General features: G+C 71.1%; 1 protein-coding gene and 1 pseudogene. One reads left to right on the top strand and one right to left on the bottom strand.

Annotated elements, in window-relative coordinates; all coding sequences use genetic code 11:
* Nucleotides 1-468 (bottom strand): annotated as a pseudogene (locus tag ACWGI8_RS43545) (alpha/beta hydrolase); the annotation flags it as partial.
* Between the two features lie 220 nt (nucleotides 469-688).
* Between ACWGI8_RS43545 and ACWGI8_RS43540 the strand changes: the two are divergent.
* Entirely contained in the window at nucleotides 689-1876 is a 1188-nt protein-coding gene (locus tag ACWGI8_RS43540; RefSeq protein WP_453669074.1) for an adenosine deaminase, read from the top strand.
* Nucleotides 1877-2021 lie beyond the last annotated feature (145 nt).

Genomic DNA, 2021 nt, shown 5'->3' with positions numbered 1-2021 from the left:
GATCAGGACCTGACGCCCGGCGAGCTGTTTCACCGGTTCGGGTTGCGCCGCGACGTCGTCCTCCGGCAGCCAAGGGGCCAGCGCGAGTACGGAGTTGACGGCGCCGTGCCCGGCGGCGTGCAGCGCGGCGCGGCCGCCCATGCCGTGCCCGGCCAGGCACACCGGGACATCGCCGTACCGCCGCACCGCTTCGTCCGCCGCCCAGGACGCGTCGGCCGCGAGGCGCGCGTCCGGGCCGTTCCAGCCGCGTCCGCGGTAGCGCACGACGTGTGCGACGAGACCCTCCCGGCGCCCCGCCCGGGCCAGCGAACGCGCCAGGGGCAGCGCGGCGGCGTGCGACACCGTGGACGGGCCGCGGGCCGACTCCGGCTCGCCGTCCGGCAGCAGCAGCACCACGCCGCTCACGGCCCCGCCGTCCCCGCCCGCAGGCCGGACCGCGCGGCCGAGCCTGGCCAGTGCCGTAGGCATCTCCTGCTGCTCCTCTCGCGCCGCGTTCGCCTCCACCCGGGTGCCCGCCGGTCCGGCCGCGCCGGCCGTCCGCCCCCGTCGCTGGAACAGTGCGTGGTGTGCCATGGCAGAACAGTCTCAGAAGCACGGGTGTACTCCACCCGTCCGCACGGTCACTGTTACGTATCGACGGGCGGTTCGTGCAGATGCCCTCTACGCGCGTAGGGATTAGAGTGCGAAAATGACGAGCCAGACCACCCATGTGTCCTCCCGGGGAGCCGCCCCCGGACCCGAGGGGCCGACCGTGGACCAGATCCGCCGTGCCCCGAAGGTGCTCCTCCACGATCACCTCGACGGCGGGCTGCGCCCCGGCACGATCATCGAGCTCGCCCGCGAGACGGGCTACGACGCGCTGCCCGAGGCCGAGCCCGACAAGCTCGGCATCTGGTTCCACGAGGCCGCCGACTCCGGCTCGTTGGAGCGGTACCTGGAAACGTTCGCGCACACCTGCGCCGTCATGCAGACCCGTGAGGCCCTGAAGCGCGTGGCCGTCGAATGCGCCGAGGACCTCGCCGAGGACGGTGTCGTCTACGCCGAGGTGCGGTACGCGCCCGAGCAGCACCTCGAAGCGGGCCTGACCCTCGAACAGGTCGTCGAGGCCGTCAACGAGGGATTCCGCGAAGGCGAGCGCCGGGCCCGCGAGAACGGCCACCGCATCCGCGTCGGCGCCATGCTCACCGCCATGCGGCACGCCGCCCGCGCCCTGGAGATCGCCGAACTCGCCAACCGCTACCGGGACTCGGGCGTCATCGGCTTCGACATCGCGGGCGCCGAGGCGGGCTTCCCGCCCACCCGCCACCTCGACGCGTTCGAGTTTCTCAAGCGGGAGAACAACCACTTCACCATTCACGCCGGAGAGGCCTTCGGTCTGCCGTCGATCTGGCAGGCCCTCCAGTGGTGCGGCGCCGACCGGCTCGGCCACGGCGTGCGCATCATCGACGACATCGAGGTCGCGGACGACGGCACGGTGAAACTCGGGCGGCTCGCCGCGTACGTACGGGACAAGCGCATCCCCCTGGAGATGTGCCCGACGTCCAATCTGCAGACGGGCGCGGCCTCCTCGTACGAGGAGCACCCCATCGGACTGCTGCGCCGGCTGCACTTCCGGACCACCGTCAACACCGACAACCGGCTGATGAGCAACACGAGCATGAGCCGTGAGTTCGAGCTGCTCACCGAGGCCTTCGGCTACACGCTCGACGACATGCAGTGGTTCACCGTCAATGCGATGAAGTCCGCGTTCATTCCTTTCGACGAACGCCTGGCGATGATCAATGACGTGATCAAACCGGGCTACGCCGAGCTGAAATCCGAATGGCTGTTCCGACAGACCGCCACGACCAGGGGATCCGCGCCCGACGAGGGCTGAGCAGGGGGCTGCGGAAGTGGCCGGGAGCGTCAACTCCCGGTCCGTTCCCCGGATCCCTGATCGTCTGCTGGGCGGAGAGCGCGCCGGCCGGCCCCGTGTGACGCCCGTGCGGGATGCCCGACAGAAGGGGCGCACACCCGGAATC

Source organism: Streptomyces sp. NPDC054841 (assembly GCF_053611045.1).
This window is presented reverse-complemented; position numbering and strand designations above follow the sequence as displayed.

Excerpts from the sequence above, each read along its gene's own strand:
- ACWGI8_RS43540 (WP_453669074.1), top strand. The coding sequence starts at position 689 with ATGACGAGCCAGACCACCCATGTGTCCTCCCGGGGAGCCGCCCCCGGA.